Below are 16185 nucleotides of genomic sequence, written 5' to 3' on the forward strand. Positions count from 1 at the left end.
TGTTATTTCTATCCCTTCTTTAATTGTTACTATCCCCGCCGTTAACCTTATCTTCAGTTTGGGTTTTATTGCTGAAATCCGCTTTGCTTACTGGAACATGACAACGCATGACGACACAGGCCCCACCTTCCGCTCTGCTACCGCTAAACCCGGAGCAACTGGCACGCCTTCAGGCAGCCACGACCGATTTCACTCCCGCACAGCTTGCGTGGGTTTCTGGCTATTTTTGGGGCGTGCTGAATCAGCAGCCTGGTAGCAATGCAGCGGCGCTTGCGCCTGTCGCTGAAATGCCAGGCATTACGCTTATCTCCGCCTCGCAAACCGGTAATGCGCGTCGTGTGGCGGAAGCCCTGCGCGATGATCTGATCGCCGCGAAGCTCAACGTCACTCTGATCAACGCTGGCGACTATAAATTCAAACAAATCGCCAATGAAAAACTGCTGATCGTGGTGGCGTCGACGCAAGGGGAAGGTGAACCGGCGGAAGAAGCCGTGGCGTTGCATAAATTCCTGTTCTCGAAAAAAGCGCCAAAGCTCGATAACACCGCTTTTGCCGTGTTTGGTCTTGGCGACACCTCCTATGAGTTTTTCTGTCAGTCAGGAAAAGACTTCGATGCGAAACTGGCTGAGCTGGGCGGTGAACGTCTGCTCGATCGTGTAGATGCCGACGTCGAATATCAGGCCGCCGCCGCGCAGTGGCGTGCCCGTTTGATTGATGTCCTGAAAGCACGTGCGCCTGCAGTACCGTCTGTGCAAGTTGCTGCGAGCGGTGCGGTAAATGAAGTACACACCAGCCCGTACACCAAAGAAGCGCCGCTGACGGCGTCGCTTGCGGTGAATCAGAAAATTACCGGCCGTGACTCTGAAAAAGACGTACGCCATATTGAAATTGATTTAGGCGATTCCGGCCTGCGTTATCAGCCGGGCGATGCATTGGGCGTCTGGTATCAGAATGACCCGGATCTGGTTAAAGAACTGGTTGAACTGCTGTGGCTGAAAGGTGATGAGCCGGTGACGGTTGAAGGCAAAACCTTGTCGCTCGCTGAAGCGTTGCAGTGGCATTTCGAGCTGACGGTGAATACCGGCAATATCGTGGAGAACTATGCCACCTTAACCCGCAGCGAAACATTGCTGCCGTTAGTGGGTGACAAAGCACAGTTGCAGCATTATGCCGCCACCACGCCCATCGTCGATATGGTGCGCTTTTCCCCGGCGCAATTGGATGCTCAGGCGTTAGTTGATCTTCTGCGTCCGTTGACGCCGCGTTTGTACTCCATTGCCTCTTCTCAGGCGGAAGTGGAAAGCGAAGTGCACGTCACCGTGGGCGTGGTGCGTTATGAGATAGAAGGTCGCGCCCGTGCTGGTGGTGCTTCCAGTTTCCTCGCCGACCGCGTGGAAGAAGAAGGTGAAGTTCGCGTGTTCATTGAACACAACGACAATTTCCGCCTGCCGTCAAACCCGCAGACGCCGGTAATTATGATTGGCCCGGGTACGGGAATTGCACCGTTCCGTGCCTTCATGCAGCAGCGTGCGGCTGATGGAGCCGAAGGCAAAAACTGGCTGTTTTTCGGTAACCCGCACTTTACCGAAGATTTCCTGTATCAGGTGGAATGGCAGCGTTACGTCAAAGAGGGCGTACTGAGCCGTATCGATCTCGCCTGGTCCCGCGATCAAAAAGAAAAAGTCTACGTACAAGATAAACTGCGCCAACAGGGCGCGGAACTGTGGCGCTGGATTAACGACGGTGCCCACATTTATGTCTGCGGCGATGCCAATCGTATGGCGAAAGACGTTGAGCAGGCGTTGTTGGAAGTGATTGCCGAATTCGGTGGTATGGATATCGAAGCGGCGGATGAATTTTTAAGTGAGCTGCGCATTGAGCGCCGTTATCAGCGAGATGTCTACTAATGAGCGAAAAACATCCAGGACCATTGGTGGTCGAAGGAAAACTGTCCGACGCTGAGCGTATGAAGCTGGAAAGCAACTATCTGCGTGGTACCATTGCCGAAGATTTAAACGACGGCCTGACCGGCGGGTTTAAAGGCGACAACTTCCTGCTGATCCGTTTTCACGGTATGTACCAGCAGGACGACCGCGATATCCGCGCTGAACGTGCCGAGCAAAAGCTGGAGCCGCGTCACGCGATGCTGCTGCGCTGTCGTCTGCCGGGTGGAGTGATCACCACCAAACAGTGGCAGGCGATCGACAAGTTCGCCCATGACAACACTATTTACGGCAGCATTCGTCTGACCAACCGTCAGACCTTCCAGTTTCACGGCATTCTGAAGAAGAACGTTAAACCGGTACACCAGATGCTGCACTCCGTCGGCCTGGACGCACTGGCGACCGCCAACGATATGAACCGTAACGTGCTGTGTACCTCCAACCCGTATGAATCTGAGCTGCACGCCGAAGCCTACGAGTGGGCGAAAAAGATCTCCGAACATCTGCTGCCGCGCACCCGCGCCTATGCAGAGATCTGGCTTGATCAGGAAAAAGTTGCGACCACTGACGAGGAGCCGATCCTCGGTCAAACATATCTGCCGCGTAAGTTTAAAACCACGGTGGTGATCCCACCGCAGAACGACATCGATCTGCATGCCAATGACATGAACTTCGTGGCGATTGCGGAAAACGGCAAGCTGGTGGGCTTTAACCTGCTGGTGGGCGGCGGTTTGTCCATTGAGCATGGCAATAAGAAAACTTACGCCCGGACGGCAAGCGAATTTGGTTATCTGCCGCTTGAGCATACACTGGCCGTGGCGGAAGCGGTGGTGACGACTCAGCGTGACTGGGGTAACCGTACCGATCGTAAAAACGCCAAAACCAAATACACGCTGGAACGCGTAGGCGTTGAGACCTTTAAAGCTGAAGTTGAGCGCCGCGCGGGGATCAAGTTTGAGCCTATCCGCCCGTACGAGTTCACCGGTCGCGGCGATCGTATCGGCTGGGTGAAAGGGATCGACAATAAATGGCATCTGACGCTGTTTATTGAAAACGGTCGTATCCTGGATTATCCGGGCCGTCCGTTGAAAACCGGTCTGCTTGAGATCGCGAAGATCCACAAAGGTGAGTTCCGTATTACCGCGAACCAGAACCTGATCATTGCAGGTGTTCCTGAGAGTGAAAAGGCGAAGATCGAGAAGATTGCGCAGAAGAGTGGCTTAATGAATGCGGTCACTCCGCAGCGTGAAAACTCGATGGCCTGCGTGTCGTTCCCAACCTGTCCGCTGGCGATGGCGGAGGCCGAGCGCTTCCTGCCAACGTTTATCGACAACATCGACACGCTGATGGCGAAGCACAGCCTGAGTGATGAAAATATTGTCATGCGTGTGACTGGCTGCCCGAACGGTTGCGGCCGCGCGATGCTGGCGGAAGTTGGTCTGGTGGGGAAAGCGCCCGGACGTTACAACCTCCATTTAGGGGGCAACCGTATTGGAACTCGCATTCCCCGGATGTTTAAAGAGAACATCACCGAGCCGGAAATTCTGGCATCGCTGGATGAACTGATTGGGCGCTGGGCGAAAGAGCGCGAAGCGGGTGAAGGCTTCGGTGACTTTACGGTGCGTGCGGGCATTATTCGCCCGGTGCTCGATCCTGCCCGGGATTTCTGGGAATAATGTGAAATTGACTTATCGGGTCTGCTGAATCGGTAGACCTGATAAGCGCAGCGCCATCAGGCAAGGCAAACAGTGAGGAACTTATGTCCAAACTCGATCTCAACGCGTTGAACGAACTGCCGAAAGTTGAACGCGTTATGGCGTTGGCGCAAACCAACGACCAACTGGAAAAATTGAGCGCCGAGGATCGCGTGGCGTGGGCGCTGGAAAACCTGCCTGGCGAATATGTACTGTCATCAAGTTTTGGTATTCAGGCGGCAGTGAGCCTGCACCTGGTAAATCAGGTTCGCCCGGATATCCCGGTGATCCTCACCGATACCGGTTATCTGTTCCCGGAAACCTACCAGTTTATTGACGAGTTAACGGACAAGCTCAAGCTTAATCTGCAAGTCTACCGGGCGAAGGAAAGTGCGGCCTGGCAGGAAGCGCGCTATGGCAAACTGTGGGAGCAGGGCGTTGAGGGCATTGAAAAATACAATGACATCAACAAAGTCGAGCCGATGAACCGGGCATTGCAGGAGCTGAAAGCGCAGACCTGGTTTGCCGGTCTGCGCCGTGAGCAATCGGGCAGTCGTGCGCATTTACCGGTGCTGGCTATTCAGCGTGGTGTGTTTAAAGTTCTGCCGATCATCGACTGGGACAACCGTACGGTTTACCAGTATCTGCAAAAGCATGGTCTGAAGTACCATCCACTGTGGGATCAGGGCTATCTGTCAGTCGGCGATACCCATACCACCCGCAAATGGGAGCCGGGAATGGCGGAAGAAGAGACGCGGTTCTTTGGGCTGAAAAGAGAGTGCGGGCTGCACGAAGGCTAACTGTTAAAAGCCCGGTAACGTTTATTTATTACCGGGCTTCTTCTTCAGGATTTACCTGCTTTCGCCAGTTCTTTTACCAGCGGCAGCATAATGCGTACCACGTCGCGGCTACGGCGCTCTATCCGGCCCGGTAAGGCTTTATCGATATGCTGCTGGTTATCCAGTCGCACATCATGCCAGCTGTTGCCAGACGGGAACGAGGCGCTTTTGGCGCGCTGTTGGTAGCCATCTTTCTTGCCCAGGTTCCAGTTGGTCGCTTCAACGGAGAGCACAGCAATACCCGCGTCGTCGAAGACCTCCGCATCGTTACAACATCCTGTACCCTTCGGATAGTCTTTGTTCAGGCCTGGATTGGTGCTGGCTACAATGCCGCGACTATGCGCGATAGCCAGTGCCCGGTCGCGCGTCAGTTTTCGCACCGCTTCCGGGGTTTTCTTACCGCTGTTGAAATAGAGCTTATCACCGACAATCAGGTTATCGAGGTTGATAACCAGCAGCGTGTTTTTCTTCTCGGCGGCGCTCATTCGCTTCAGGATGTTCTCCGCGCCCAGTTTGCCTTCTTCCTCGCCGCTGGTGGCGATAAATCGGATGCCGTACTGCGTCGGCACGTCTTTGAGTTTTTCCGCTAGTTCCAGCATCACGCCAACACCTGCAGCGTTGTCGTCGATCCCTTGCAGGGTTAATCCACCCAGATTGGCATCTGAATCGGCATCGCTTTGTGCGGCGTAGGTGTCGAGGTGCGCCATAATAATAATCTGCTGCGGCGCTTTGCCTTCATGTGCTGCAATAACGGTGCTTCCCGTTACGTTATGCCAGTTTTTTCGGTTATCTTTGGCGGTATAAACATAACGGCTATTAAACGTCCGAATATCACTGCTGTAGCCCATCTGCTGAAATTGCTGACGTATATAATCAGCAGATAACATTTCAGCCGGAGATCCCGTCACGCGGCCCGGGAAAAACGTTGCGATATATCGAGCCTGGGTATTTGCGATATCGCCAGGTTTGGAGGATGTTGCCTGTGCAGGAAGGATAAAACACGCGCCGAGCGCCATGGCAGCAATAAGGTGGCGCGTTGCGGAAAACATAATGAGTCCTTAAATACCAAGCAGAAATTTTCAGCCGCTAGTATGAAACTGTGATCGAGGTAAAACAATTTCATTTGCTCCTAAATGCCCGAAATCCGGTAGCTTAAGCACTTTTTGATATTTGCTTTTCCGGATCGTTATTCCTTTGAGGAACTACTCATTCCAATTCGTAATTTCATTCGCCCTCTTGCCCTCCCTATAGTCAGGTTATCTGAGCATCGTTAGCAAAATAACGGCATTACATAGGAACGGTTATGGATCAAAAACGACTTACCCACCTGCGGCAACTGGAAGCGGAAAGCATCCATATCATTCGTGAGGTGGCCGCCGAGTTTTCTAATCCGGTGATGATGTATTCCATCGGCAAAGATTCCAGCGTAATGCTGCATCTGGCGCGTAAAGCGTTTTATCCTGGCACGCTGCCGTTCCCATTACTGCACGTTGATACCGGCTGGAAATTCAGCGAAATGTACGAGTTTCGTGACCGTACGGCGAAAGCCTACGGCTGCGAACTGCTGGTGCATAAAAACCCGGAAGGGGTGGCGATGGGCATCAACCCGTTCATCCACGGCAGCGCCAAGCATACCGACATTATGAAAACCGAAGGGCTGAAGCAGGCGCTCAATAAATACGGTTTTGATGCCGCGTTTGGCGGTGCTCGTCGTGACGAAGAGAAATCGCGTGCCAAAGAGCGTATTTACTCTTTCCGCGATCGTTTTCATCGCTGGGATCCTAAAAATCAGCGCCCGGAGCTGTGGCACAACTACAACGGACAAATTAACAAAGGCGAAAGTATTCGCGTCTTCCCGCTCTCCAACTGGACCGAACAGGATATCTGGCAGTACATCTGGCTGGAAAACATCGACATCGTGCCACTGTACCTGGCGGCGGAGCGTCCGGTGCTTGAACGCGACGGCATGTTGATGATGATTGATGACGACAGAATCGATCTGCAACCCGGGGAAGTGATTAAAAAACGCATGGTACGTTTCCGTACGCTCGGTTGCTGGCCACTGACAGGCGCGGTGGAGTCGAATGCGCAGACGCTGCCGGAAATTATCGAAGAGATGCTGGTCTCAACTACCAGTGAACGTCAGGGCCGCGTGATTGACCGCGACCAGGCGGGCTCCATGGAGCTGAAGAAACGTCAGGGGTATTTCTAAGGAGCCGCCATGAACACGACACTTGCACAACAAATTGCTAATGAAGGCGGCGTTGAAGCCTGGATGGTTGCCCAGCAGCACAAAAGTCTGCTGCGCTTTTTAACCTGCGGTAGCGTGGATGACGGGAAAAGCACCCTGATTGGTCGCCTGCTGCATGACACGCGTCAGATTTATGAAGACCAGCTTTCATCGCTGCACAATGACAGTAAACGTCACGGCACTCAGGGCGAAAAGCTTGATCTGGCGTTATTGGTTGACGGCTTGCAGGCCGAGCGCGAGCAGGGCATCACCATCGACGTGGCTTACCGTTATTTCTCTACCGAGAAGCGTAAATTTATTATTGCGGACACACCCGGGCATGAACAGTACACCCGTAACATGGCGACCGGTGCGTCGACCTGCGACCTGGCAATCCTATTGATCGATGCGCGTAAAGGTGTGCTGGATCAGACTCGTCGTCACAGCTTTATCTCCACGCTGCTTGGGATCAAACACCTGGTGGTGGCGATCAACAAAATGGATCTGGTGGACTTTAGCGAAGAGACATTTAACCGCATTTGCGAAGACTATCTTACTTTTGCTGAACAACTGCCGGGCAACCTGGATATCCGGTTTGTGCCGCTCTCTGCGCTGGAAGGCGATAACGTGGCTTCGCAAAGCGCCAGTATGCCGTGGTACAGCGGTCCGACGCTGCTGGAAGTGCTGGAAACCGTTGAGATCCAGCGCAGTATTGATACTCAGCCGATGCGCTTCCCGGTGCAGTATGTGAACCGACCGAATCTGGATTTTCGTGGTTATGCCGGAACGCTGGCCTCCGGTAGCGTGAAGGTCGGGCAGCGCGTCAAAGTGCTGCCGTCCGGCGTTGAGTCCAGCGTAGCGCGGATCGTGACCTTTGATGGCGATTTACAGGAAGCGCATGCAGGTGAAGCGATCACCCTGGTGCTGAAAGATGAGATCGATATCAGCCGGGGCGACCTGTTACTTGATGCCGGTGAGGCGTTGCCGGCGGTACAAAGCGCAGCCATTGATGTGGTTTGGATGGCGGAACAACCGCTGTCGCCTGGACAAAGCTACGACATCAAAGTCGCAGGTAAGAAGACCCGCGCACGCGTAGATAGCGTGCAATATCAGGTCGATATAAACAACCTGACCCAACGTGACGTTGAAGCGCTACCGCTGAACGGCATCGGTCTGGTTAATCTGACTTTTGATGAGCCGCTGGTGCTGGATACCTATCAGCAGAACCCGGTGACGGGCGGGCTGATAATTATTGACCGTCTGACCAACGTTACCGTTGGCGCGGGACTGGTGCGTGAGCCAATCGTCCAGGAGCTCGCCACCGCTTCTCAGTTCAGCGCGTTTGAGCTGGAGCTTAATGCACTGGTGCGTCGCCACTTCCCACACTGGGGTGCGCGCGATCTGCTGGGAGGAAAATAATGGCGCTGCATGACGAAAACGTCGTCTGGCATGCCCATCCTGTTACACCGCAACAGCGGGAACAACGCCACGGTCATCGTGGTGTTGTACTGTGGTTTACCGGGCTGTCAGGCTCCGGTAAATCCACGGTAGCAGGGGCGCTTGAAGAAGCGTTGCATAAGCTGGGGGTGAGTACTTATCTCTTGGATGGCGATAACGTGCGTCACGGCTTGTGCAGCGATCTTGGATTTAGTGATGCCGATCGTAAGGAGAATATTCGCCGGGTTGGTGAAGTGGCTAACCTGATGGTGGATGCGGGGCTTGTGGTGTTGACCGCCTTTATCTCACCGCATCGCGCTGAGCGCAAAATGGTTCGTGAGCGAGTTGGCGAAGGGCGTTTTATTGAAGTTTTTGTCGATACGCCATTAGCAACGTGTGAAGCACGCGATCCAAAAGGGCTGTATAAAAAAGCGCGGGCGGGTGAGTTACGCAATTTCACCGGAATTGATTCGGTATACGAAGCGCCTGAATCGCCAGAGATTCATCTTGATGGTGAACAATTGGTAACAAATTTGGTACCCCAATTATTAGACCTGCTGAGGCAGGAAGATATTATCAGATCCTGAGACACCCGAGCTCACATGCCCGGTCAGTCACGGTCACAGGATTAGATATGCGTAACAGCCATAACATTACAATTACAGAGTCAGATACCTTCGCCGCCGACGACGAAACCACCTGGTCACTACCGGGGGCCGTGGTCGGTTTTATCGCATGGTTGTTGGCGCTGGGATTCCCGTGTCTGATGTATGGCCCTAATACACTGTTTTTCTTCATTTATACCTGGCCCTTTTTCCTCGCGTTGCTGCCCGTGGCGATTGTCGCGGGTATTGCCTTGCACTCGCTATTGAAGGGGAGGTTGCTGCTGAGCATTACCTGTACCCTGCTGGTGGTTGGGGCGATGTTTGGCGCACTATTTTTATGGTTATTGGGTTAGGCAAACGCTTTTTTTTAACAATCGCCGACGTTGTTCACTCTCTGGTCATAATTCAAACCGTAACCAACAATGAGATTGTGTTCTCCTTACACGGGGTATACGTAACAACGGGCAAATGTGGTACATTTGCCCGCGTTGTCGCGGCATTCCCGACCGTTGATGTAAAGTTGTCTGCGGAAGTTATGGGATATTAATGCCGTTTTTCAGGGGGCAGGATGGGTAAACTAACGCTGCTGTTGCTGGCTTTATTAGTCTGGCTGCAGTATTCGCTGTGGTTCGGTAAGAACGGCATACATGACTATAGTCGCGTCAACGATGATGTTGCTGCGCAGCAAGCTACAAACGCGAAACTTAAAGCGCGTAACGATCAGCTCTTTGCCGAAATTGACGATCTCAATGGCGGACAAGAAGCTATTGAGGAGCGTGCGCGCAACGAACTCAGTATGACTAAGCCGGGCGAAACTTTTTATCGTCTGGTGCCTGACGCGTCTAAACGCGCTCAGACTGCAGGGCAAAACAATCGATAAACCGTCCAGGGATTTAACATGGCAGCCACTTTATTGGACGTTTGCGCCGTGGTGCCGGCTGCCGGGTTTGGCCGCCGAATGCAAACAGAGTGTCCTAAGCAGTACCTCTCTATTGGCAATAAAACCATTCTTGAACACTCGGTTGATGCGCTGCTGGCTCATCCCCGGGTGACGCGAGTCGTCATCGCTATCAGCCCAGGCGACAGTCGCTTTGCCCAACTTCCACTTGCTGCGCACCCGCAAATTACGGTGGTGGATGGCGGCAACGAGCGTGCCGATTCTGTCCTTGCCGGTTTGCAAGCCGCAGGGGAGGCCCGTTGGGTGCTGGTGCATGACGCCGCGCGTCCGTGCCTGCACCAGGATGATTTGGCCCGTTTGCTGGCAATCAGCGAGTCCAGCCGTACCGGCGGGATCCTTGCCGCACCGGTACGCGACACAATGAAGCGCGCGGAGCCGGGGCGAACAGACATCGCCCATACGGTCGATCGTACCGATTTATGGCATGCGTTGACGCCGCAGTTTTTCCCGCGCGAGTTATTGCACGATTGCCTGACGCGTGCACTCAACGAAGGTGCAACTATTACAGACGAAGCTTCGGCGCTGGAATATTGCGGCTTTCATCCGCAACTGGTCGAAGGGCGTGCTGACAACATCAAAGTCACCCGCCCGGAAGATCTGGCGCTGGCGGAATTTTATCTGACCCGAACTATCTAGATACATCATCCTTCAGGCTGCCTGGAGGACGCTGTGTATATCAGGAGAAGGCATAATGCGAATTGGACACGGTTTCGACGTACACGCTTTTGGAGGAGTTGGCCCAATTATCATTGGTGGTGTGCGCATCCCGTATGAAAAAGGATTGCTGGCGCATTCTGATGGTGACGTGGCGTTACACGCGTTAACCGATGCTCTGCTGGGCGCGGCTGCGCTGGGGGATATCGGTAAGCTATTCCCGGACACCGACCCAGCCTTTAAAGGTGCAGATAGTCGTGAATTATTGCGTGAAGCCTGGCGGCGTATTCAGGCCAAAGGCTATACGCTTGGTAATGTGGATGTGACAATTATTGCCCAGGCGCCGAAGATGCTGCCGCACATTCCACAAATGCGAGTGTTTATTGCCGAAGACCTCGGCTGCCATATGGATGATGTTAACGTGAAAGCGACCACCACGGAAAAACTCGGTTTTACCGGGCGTGGGGAAGGGATTGCCTGTGAAGCGGTGGCGTTACTCATTAAGGCAACGAAATGACTGCGTTTGAAGATCTGACGTATCTCCATGGCAAACCACAAGGCCATGGCGTTCTGAAAGCGAATCCGGAAGACTTTGTCGTCGTCGAAGATTTAGGCTTCGAACCCGATGGCGAAGGCGAGCACATTTTGGTGCGTATCCTGAAAAACGGTTGTAACACCCGTTTTGTGGCTGACGCGCTGGCGAAATTCCTGAAAATTCATGCCCGCGAAGTGAGCTTTGCTGGTCAGAAAGACAAGCATGCGGTCACGGAACAGTGGCTGTGTGCGCGTGTGCCGGGCAATGCGATGCCTGATTTAAGCAAATTTGAGCTTGAAGGCTGTAAAGTGCTGGAGTACGCACGCCACAAGCGTAAGCTGCGTTTAGGGGCGCTGAAAGGCAACGAATTTACGCTGGTGCTGCGTGAAGTGAGCGAGCGAAATGATGTTGAAGCGCGTTTGCAGGCAATTAACGAGCGCGGCGTTCCGAACTATTTTGGCGCTCAGCGTTTTGGTATCGGCGGCAGCAACCTGCAAGGGGCGCTGCGCTGGGCGCAAAGCGATGCGCCGGTGCGCGATCGCAATAAACGCAGTTTTTGGTTGTCGGCGGCCCGTAGCGCGTTGTTTAATCAGATAGTCAGTGAACGCCTGAAAAAAACAGACTTTAATCAAGTTGTTGACGGCGATGCGCTACAATTATCGGGGCGCGGAAGCTGGTTTGTCGCCGCACAGGAAGAACAAACTGAATTACAGCGTCGCGTCGATGAGAAAGAATTGATGATTACAGCGGCATTACCGGGCAGCGGTGAGTGGGGAACTCAACGCGACGCGCTGGCGTTTGAAGAAGCCGCTGTTGCTGATGAAACCGCGCTGCAGTCTCTGTTATTGCGCGAGAAAGTCGACGCGTCGCGTCGCGCTATGTTGCTGTATCCACAACAATTAAGCTGGAACTGGTGGGATGACGTAACCGTTGAGTTACGTTTCTGGCTACCGGCAGGTAGCTTCGCCACCAGTGTTGTAAGGGAACTTATTAACACAATGGGTGATTATGCGTATATTGCTGAGTAACGATGATGGGGTTCACGCACCCGGTATACAAACGCTGGCGAAAGCGCTGCGTGAGTTTGCTGACGTACAGGTGGTTGCCCCGGATCGTAACCGCAGTGGCGCGTCCAACTCGCTGACGCTGGAATCCTCACTTCGCACGTTCACCTATGATAACGGTGATATCGCCGTACAAATGGGTACACCTACCGATTGCGTCTATCTGGGCGTTAACGCATTAATGCGTCCGCGTCCGGACATTGTCGTGTCTGGTATTAACGCAGGTCCTAATCTCGGCGATGATGTTATCTATTCCGGTACCGTTGCGGCGGCGATGGAAGGTCGTCACCTGGGCTTCCCTGCGCTGGCTGTCTCACTTGATGGGCATAAACACTACGATACTGCTGCCGCAGTAACCTGCCGTATCTTACGGGCGCTGAGTCGTGAACCGCTGCGCACCGGGCGCATTTTGAATATCAACGTGCCGGATTTACCGCTGGATCAGATTAAAGGTATTCGCGTCACCCGCTGCGGTAGTCGCCATCCTGCGGATCAGGTGATACCACAGCAGGACCCGCGCGGTAATACGCTGTACTGGATCGGGCCACCGGGCGAAAAGTGCGACGCCGGACCGGATACTGATTTTGCCGCCGTCGATGAAGGCTATGTTTCCATCACGCCGCTGCATGTCGATTTAACCGCATACGGCGCGCATGAAGTTGTTTCTGACTGGTTAGACAGCGTGGGAGCCGACACGCAATGGTAAGCAGACGCGTACACACTCTTCTTGAACAATTACGTGCGCAGGGCATCAGAGATGAGCTTGTTCTCGATGCACTTGCCGCCGTGCCGCGTGAAAAATTCATTGATGAGGCGTTTGAACATAAGGCCTGGGACAATATTGCCCTGCCGATTGGTCAGGGGCAGACGATTTCGCAGCCCTATATGGTTGCACGGATGACCGAGCTGCTGGAGTTAACGCCACAGTCCCGGGTGCTGGAAATTGGTACCGGCTCTGGCTACCAAACGGCGATTCTGGCGCACCTGGTGCACCATGTGTGCTCTGTTGAGCGCATTAAAGGTTTGCAGTGGCAGGCGCGTCGTCGACTTAAACAGCTTGATTTACATAATGTTTCTACCCGTCATGGTGATGGATGGCAAGGCTGGCAAGCGCGAGCCCCGTTTGACGCTATCATTGTTACGGCAGCGCCGCCTGAGATCCCAACCGCATTGATGATGCAGTTGGATGAAGGCGGCATTCTCGTCTTACCCGTGGGTGACGAGCACCAGTTTCTGAAACGGGTGCGTCGTCGGGGAGGCGAATTTATTATCGATACCGTGGAGGCCGTACGCTTCGTTCCCTTAGTAAAAGGGGAGCTTGCGTAGATACAGGCTCTGAATACCTGGAGTTTTCCTGGATATTCTGGAATTAGTAAGCGTATCGTGGTCACGTTTCCAGTGCCCAGTCCGATGCCTTGCACGGTGATTACGTCACTGGTTTTAACCAAATTTTCCTGGGGGATAAATGAGCGCGGGAAGCCACAAATTTACCGTTCGCCGCATTGCGGCATTGTCACTGGTTTCATTATGGCTGGCAGGTTGTTCAAATACCTCGAATCCACCTGCACCGGTCAGTTCCGTTGATGGCGGTGCATCAACGAACACCAATTCCGGTATGCTGATTACGCCTCCACCAAAAATGGGCTCGACGTCGACAGTACAGCAAACGCCGCAGATCCAGCCGGTGCAGCGTCCGACCACACAGTCAACACAGATCCAGCCTGTTGCGGAACAACCTGTGCAGATGGAAAACGGTCGTATTGTGTACAATCGTAAGTATGGGAACATTCCGAAAGGTAGCTATACGGGCGGCAGTACCTATACTGTTAAGAAAGGCGATACCCTTTTCTATATTGCCTGGATTACCGGGAACGATTTCCGTGATCTCGCACAACGCAATAACGTTCCGGCCCCGTATGGCCTGAATGTCGGTCAAACTCTGCAAGTGGGCAATGCGTCTGGCGCACCGATTACCGGTGGAAATGCCATCACCCAGGCGGATGCAGCACAGCAAGGAGTTGTGACCAACCCTGCACAAAATTCCACCGTTGCTGTTGCTTCGAAACCAACAATTACGTATTCTGAGGATTCAGGTGAACAAAGTGCTAATAAAATGTTGCCGAACAACAAGCCTGCTGGGACTGTGGTCACAGCGCCTGTAACGGCTCCGGCAGTTAGCGCAACCGAATCAACTGCAAGCTCAACGTCAACCAGCTCGCCAATCTCTACCTGGCGCTGGCCGACCGACGGCAAAGTGATCGAAAACTTTGCGGCTACCGAAGGTGGCAATAAAGGGATCGACATTGCAGGCAGCAAGGGACAGGCTATTGTCGCGACCGCAGATGGACGCGTCGTCTATGCCGGTAACGCGCTGCGTGGTTACGGTAATCTTATTATCATCAAACATAACGATGATTACCTGAGTGCCTACGCCCATAACGATACAATGCTGGTCCGGGAACAACAAGAAATCAAGGCGGGGCAGAAAATAGCTACCATGGGTAGTACCGGAACCAGTTCAACACGCTTGCATTTTGAAATTCGTTACAAGGGGAAATCCGTAAACCCGCTGCGTTATTTACCGCAGCGATAATTCGGCGGAACCAGGCTTTCACGTGCTAGTTCCGTTAGGGATCACGGGTAGGAGCCACCTTTATGAGTCAGAATACGCTGAAAGTTCATGATTTAAATGAAGATGCGGAATTTGATGAGAACGGAGTAGAGGCTTTTGATGAAAAAGCCTTGAGTGAAGAGGAACCCAGTGATAACGACCTGGCTGAAGAAGAGCTGTTATCGCAGGGGGCCACACAGCGTGTGTTGGACGCGACTCAGCTTTACCTTGGTGAGATTGGTTATTCGCCACTGTTAACAGCCGAAGAAGAAGTTTATTTTGCGCGTCGCGCACTGCGTGGGGATGTCGCATCCCGCCGTCGCATGATTGAAAGTAACCTGCGTCTGGTGGTGAAAATTGCTCGTCGTTATGGCAATCGTGGTCTGGCATTGCTGGACCTGATTGAAGAGGGCAATCTGGGACTGATCCGTGCAGTCGAGAAGTTTGACCCGGAACGCGGGTTCCGCTTCTCAACATACGCAACCTGGTGGATCCGCCAGACGATCGAACGGGCGATTATGAACCAAACCCGTACGATCCGACTGCCAATTCACATTGTAAAAGAGCTGAACGTCTATCTGCGTACCGCGCGTGAGTTGTCGCATAAACTGGACCACGAACCGAGCGCAGAAGAGATTGCTGAACAACTGGACAAACCGGTTGATGACGTCAGCCGTATGCTCCGACTCAACGAGCGTATTACCTCGGTAGACACCCCGCTGGGTGGCGATTCCGAAAAAGCGTTGCTGGATATTCTGGCCGATGAAAAGGAAAACGGCCCGGAAGACACCACGCAAGACGATGATATGAAACAGAGCATCGTCAAATGGCTGTTCGAACTGAACGCCAAACAGCGTGAGGTACTGGCACGTCGCTTTGGTCTGCTGGGGTATGAAGCTGCGACACTGGAAGATGTGGGCCGCGAAATTGGCCTCACCCGTGAACGTGTTCGCCAGATTCAGGTTGAAGGTCTGCGTCGTCTGCGTGAAATCCTGCAGACTCAGGGACTGAATATCGAAGCGCTGTTCCGCGAGTAAGCACAAGTTCTATCAAGAAAGGCCAGTCTCATTGAGACTGGCCTTTTTCTATGTTTGTTGCCTGATGGCACTGCGTTTATCAGGCCTACGGGGAGCAGGACTTTGTAGGCCGGATAAGACATTTATGTCGCCATCCGGCAGATTAGTTCATCATCTTACGCACCAGACGTGTGAACTGCTCACGTTCTTCATCAGATAATCGCCCCAGAAACTCATCATCCACGCTATCGCCTAACGGGGTTGCGCTGGTCAGTAATGCTTCTCCTTGCGCGGTCAAATAAACAAATCGCCGACGCTTATCCGCCGGGTCGTGTTCACGTCTGACCAACTCCCGTTTTTCCATCCGGCTCAGCATTTCCGCAAGCGTTGCCTTGGTACAGACTGCGGCTTCGGTCAGGGCGACCTGCTCAATGCCGGGATGCTCGGCAATGGCGCGCATCACCGCATACTGCGGTTTGGTCAGATCCGGTAATTCATGTTGCCAGCGAGCCGTATGTTGCTGAAAAAGCTGACGTAAAAGGTGAAAGGCTGTGTTTCTTAACGGCATGAGAGCTCCGGAATATCTGTCAGTCTCTATC

17 protein-coding genes are annotated in these 16185 nt (G+C 53.4%); 15 read left to right on the top strand and 2 right to left on the bottom strand.

Annotated features, from left to right (window positions below):
* Nucleotides 1-107 precede the first annotated feature (107 nt).
* From cysJ to cysH, 3 genes are all read left to right on the top strand, one after another.
* Nucleotides 108-1907, top strand: a complete 1800-nt coding sequence (cysJ, locus tag OGX67_RS12995; RefSeq protein WP_071696818.1) for an NADPH-dependent assimilatory sulfite reductase flavoprotein subunit — start codon at nt 108-110, stop codon at nt 1905-1907.
* Nucleotides 1907-3619 carry an assimilatory sulfite reductase (NADPH) hemoprotein subunit gene (gene cysI, locus OGX67_RS13000; protein ID WP_003034148.1) on the top strand — a complete coding sequence of 571 codons (1713 nt, stop codon included), beginning with the start codon at nt 1907-1909 and terminating at the stop codon, nt 3617-3619. The genes cysJ and cysI overlap by 1 nt, the downstream gene beginning before the upstream one ends.
* 83 nt (nt 3620-3702) lie before the next feature.
* A complete protein-coding gene (gene cysH, locus OGX67_RS13005) occupies nt 3703-4437 on the top strand; it encodes a phosphoadenosine phosphosulfate reductase (protein WP_003846550.1) in 735 nt (244 codons plus the stop codon).
* 44 nt (nt 4438-4481) lie between these two features.
* Here cysH and OGX67_RS13010 read toward each other — a convergent pair whose 3' ends face one another.
* Nucleotides 4482-5525, bottom strand: coding sequence for an aminopeptidase (locus OGX67_RS13010; RefSeq protein WP_032938348.1), 1044 nt, complete (start codon nt 5523-5525; stop codon nt 4482-4484).
* A gap of 254 nt (nt 5526-5779) precedes the next feature.
* On the opposite strand from OGX67_RS13010, the gene cysD reads away from it, so the two are divergent.
* The 12 genes from cysD to rpoS all read left to right on the top strand — a co-directional run bounded on the left by cysD (nt 5780) and on the right by rpoS (nt 15607).
* Nucleotides 5780-6688 (top strand): sulfate adenylyltransferase subunit CysD, encoded by a 909-nt coding sequence (gene cysD, locus OGX67_RS13015; protein WP_257651618.1) that lies wholly within the window; start codon nt 5780-5782, stop codon nt 6686-6688.
* A gap of 9 nt (nt 6689-6697) precedes the next feature.
* Nucleotides 6698-8125: a sulfate adenylyltransferase subunit CysN gene (gene cysN / locus OGX67_RS13020; RefSeq protein ID WP_268045154.1), complete on the top strand. Its 1428-nt coding sequence runs from the start codon at nt 6698-6700 to the stop codon at nt 8123-8125.
* A complete protein-coding gene (gene cysC / locus OGX67_RS13025) occupies nt 8125-8730 on the top strand; it encodes an adenylyl-sulfate kinase (RefSeq protein ID WP_003034157.1) in 606 nt (201 codons plus the stop codon). Before cysN ends, cysC begins: the two co-directional genes overlap by 1 nt.
* A 47-nt stretch (nt 8731-8777) precedes the next feature.
* Nucleotides 8778-9101, top strand: coding sequence for a DUF3561 family protein (locus OGX67_RS13030; protein ID WP_003034160.1), 324 nt, complete (start codon nt 8778-8780; stop codon nt 9099-9101).
* Nucleotides 9102-9316: 215 nt separating this feature from the next.
* Nucleotides 9317-9628 (top strand): cell division protein FtsB, encoded by a 312-nt coding sequence (ftsB, locus tag OGX67_RS13035; protein ID WP_003034163.1) that lies wholly within the window; start codon nt 9317-9319, stop codon nt 9626-9628.
* Between the two features lie 18 nt (nt 9629-9646).
* The gene (gene ispD / locus OGX67_RS13040; protein WP_003840328.1) at nt 9647-10342 is read left to right on the top strand and encodes a 2-C-methyl-D-erythritol 4-phosphate cytidylyltransferase; all 696 of its coding nucleotides are present in this window, start codon (nt 9647-9649) and stop codon (nt 10340-10342) included.
* 55 nt (nt 10343-10397) lie between these two features.
* Nucleotides 10398-10877: a 2-C-methyl-D-erythritol 2,4-cyclodiphosphate synthase gene (gene ispF, locus OGX67_RS13045; RefSeq protein ID WP_003034167.1), complete on the top strand. Its 480-nt coding sequence runs from the start codon at nt 10398-10400 to the stop codon at nt 10875-10877.
* Complete coding sequence (gene truD / locus OGX67_RS13050) at nt 10874-11923, top strand: tRNA pseudouridine(13) synthase TruD (protein ID WP_016150904.1); 1050 nt, start codon at nt 10874-10876, stop codon at nt 11921-11923. The genes ispF and truD overlap by 4 nt, the downstream gene beginning before the upstream one ends.
* The gene (surE, locus tag OGX67_RS13055) at nt 11904-12665 is read left to right on the top strand and encodes a 5'/3'-nucleotidase SurE (RefSeq protein ID WP_003825728.1); all 762 of its coding nucleotides are present in this window, start codon (nt 11904-11906) and stop codon (nt 12663-12665) included. Before truD ends, surE begins: the two co-directional genes overlap by 20 nt.
* Nucleotides 12659-13285: a protein-L-isoaspartate(D-aspartate) O-methyltransferase gene (locus OGX67_RS13060; RefSeq protein ID WP_003034172.1), complete on the top strand. Its 627-nt coding sequence runs from the start codon at nt 12659-12661 to the stop codon at nt 13283-13285. Before surE ends, OGX67_RS13060 begins: the two co-directional genes overlap by 7 nt.
* A 184-nt stretch (nt 13286-13469) precedes the next feature.
* The gene (gene nlpD, locus OGX67_RS13065) at nt 13470-14552 is read left to right on the top strand and encodes a murein hydrolase activator NlpD (RefSeq protein WP_223232897.1); all 1083 of its coding nucleotides are present in this window, start codon (nt 13470-13472) and stop codon (nt 14550-14552) included.
* Between the two features lie 62 nt (nt 14553-14614).
* Entirely contained in the window at nt 14615-15607 is a 993-nt protein-coding gene (rpoS, locus tag OGX67_RS13070) for an RNA polymerase sigma factor RpoS (protein ID WP_000081498.1), read from the top strand.
* Between the two features lie 142 nt (nt 15608-15749).
* Here the strand turns inward: rpoS and OGX67_RS13075 are convergent, their stop codons facing one another.
* Complete coding sequence (locus tag OGX67_RS13075; RefSeq protein ID WP_003840322.1) at nt 15750-16154, bottom strand: MarR family winged helix-turn-helix transcriptional regulator; 405 nt, start codon at nt 16152-16154, stop codon at nt 15750-15752.
* Between the last annotated feature and the right edge of the window lie 31 nt (nt 16155-16185).

The organism is Citrobacter sp. Cf118, from assembly GCF_030334095.1.
Lineage (GTDB): Bacteria > Pseudomonadota > Gammaproteobacteria > Enterobacterales > Enterobacteriaceae > Citrobacter > Citrobacter freundii.

Excerpts from the sequence above, each read along its gene's own strand:
- cysJ (WP_071696818.1), top strand. The coding sequence starts at position 108 with ATGACGACACAGGCCCCACCTTCCGCTCTGCTACCGCTAAACCCGGAG.
- cysI (WP_003034148.1), top strand. The coding sequence starts at position 1,907 with ATGAGCGAAAAACATCCAGGACCATTGGTGGTCGAAGGAAAACTGTCC.
- cysH (WP_003846550.1), top strand. The coding sequence starts at position 3,703 with ATGTCCAAACTCGATCTCAACGCGTTGAACGAACTGCCGAAAGTTGAA.
- OGX67_RS13010 (WP_032938348.1), bottom strand. The coding sequence starts at position 5,525 with ATGTTTTCCGCAACGCGCCACCTTATTGCTGCCATGGCGCTCGGCGCG.
- cysD (WP_257651618.1), top strand. The coding sequence starts at position 5,780 with ATGGATCAAAAACGACTTACCCACCTGCGGCAACTGGAAGCGGAAAGC.
- cysN (WP_268045154.1), top strand. The coding sequence starts at position 6,698 with ATGAACACGACACTTGCACAACAAATTGCTAATGAAGGCGGCGTTGAA.
- cysC (WP_003034157.1), top strand. The coding sequence starts at position 8,125 with ATGGCGCTGCATGACGAAAACGTCGTCTGGCATGCCCATCCTGTTACA.
- OGX67_RS13030 (WP_003034160.1), top strand. The coding sequence starts at position 8,778 with ATGCGTAACAGCCATAACATTACAATTACAGAGTCAGATACCTTCGCC.
- ftsB (WP_003034163.1), top strand. The coding sequence starts at position 9,317 with ATGGGTAAACTAACGCTGCTGTTGCTGGCTTTATTAGTCTGGCTGCAG.
- ispD (WP_003840328.1), top strand. The coding sequence starts at position 9,647 with ATGGCAGCCACTTTATTGGACGTTTGCGCCGTGGTGCCGGCTGCCGGG.
- ispF (WP_003034167.1), top strand. The coding sequence starts at position 10,398 with ATGCGAATTGGACACGGTTTCGACGTACACGCTTTTGGAGGAGTTGGC.
- truD (WP_016150904.1), top strand. The coding sequence starts at position 10,874 with ATGACTGCGTTTGAAGATCTGACGTATCTCCATGGCAAACCACAAGGC.
- surE (WP_003825728.1), top strand. The coding sequence starts at position 11,904 with ATGCGTATATTGCTGAGTAACGATGATGGGGTTCACGCACCCGGTATA.
- OGX67_RS13060 (WP_003034172.1), top strand. The coding sequence starts at position 12,659 with ATGGTAAGCAGACGCGTACACACTCTTCTTGAACAATTACGTGCGCAG.
- rpoS (WP_000081498.1), top strand. The coding sequence starts at position 14,615 with ATGAGTCAGAATACGCTGAAAGTTCATGATTTAAATGAAGATGCGGAA.
- OGX67_RS13075 (WP_003840322.1), bottom strand. The coding sequence starts at position 16,154 with ATGCCGTTAAGAAACACAGCCTTTCACCTTTTACGTCAGCTTTTTCAG.